We start from the raw sequence: 1011 nt of genomic DNA, 5'->3' as shown, positions 1-1011 counted from the left end.
AACGCGCGCTTGAGCAGTTTGGGGTCGGTCTTAATTTGGGCTTCTTTGCAATCCGTATCTTTAACGGTGATTGGCAATGGCGTCTCTTGCTGCCATTTGTCTTTTAGGTCAGAAAGCAGGGAGTTAAGCTCAAGACTTTCGGTCCGAAGCTCGGTTTCTGGGCGTTCCATTTTCGCGTAGGAAAGGAGTTCTTCGACCATTTCTTCCATCTCATCAATGTCTTCAACGATGCTATTTACGTACTTTGTCTGTTGTTCATTTAGAGAGGAGTCGGCGAGTAAATCAGCCTGCCATTGCAAGCGAAAAATTGGTGTGCGTAGCTCGTGAGCAACCGCATTGGTGAGCATTTTATTGCTGGTAATGAGTCGAGAGACTTTATCGGCCATGTTATTGAAGCTTTTGTTCAATGTGCCAACCGATTTGGCGCTGGCCGTGCTTGCGCGCGCTTTGAAATTACCAGACGCAAATTCGACGGTGACTCTTTCTAGTTCACGAATTCTGCGGCTTAAAAACCAGATCAGCAAAACACAGTAAAGCGCGAAACCAGCGATGAAGAATATCCACACCATGTTGTCGTCGAAATTGACGGCTTGAATGATAGGACTATTCGGGTTATCGCTAATTTTGAAAAAGGGAGTGCTCTCGTCGAAGCGAAACCAAAAATCCCGTTCATCATCAAAGGCGATGTTAGCGGTAGGATCTTCATCGAACACTTCCTTCACCTCGGGTGGGAGCTCATCCATGGTGTGAGGTTGCAACAATCGATGGCTTGCCGTGGCAAACTTTTCTAGCTCGCTTTTGGTGTATTCAAGCCCTTTTTCTTCATAGATAGGAGAGAGTAAATCGTAGAAAGCTTGCGAACTGTGTTCTTGAAGTAGGTAGTCATAATCAGTATTGAGCTCATACACGATGAGCTCATAACCTTTCAGACTGGCGAGAAAAAGAATGATCAGACCTAAAAAGCTCTCTAGATATATCCTTCTCATTTATGCGTTCCATGCATCCGGCATT

Annotated in this window: 1 protein-coding gene; it reads right to left on the bottom strand. The window is 45.3% G+C overall.

The features are described from left to right. Positions 1–986 (bottom strand): histidine kinase dimerization/phospho-acceptor domain-containing protein (locus tag R7R24_RS25015; protein ID WP_318119799.1); only part of this gene is annotated, 986 nt, incomplete at its 3' end. Positions 987–1011 lie beyond the last annotated feature (25 nt).

The sequence above is a fragment of the Vibrio sp. 704 genome (assembly GCF_033339295.1).
This window is presented reverse-complemented; position numbering and strand designations above follow the sequence as displayed.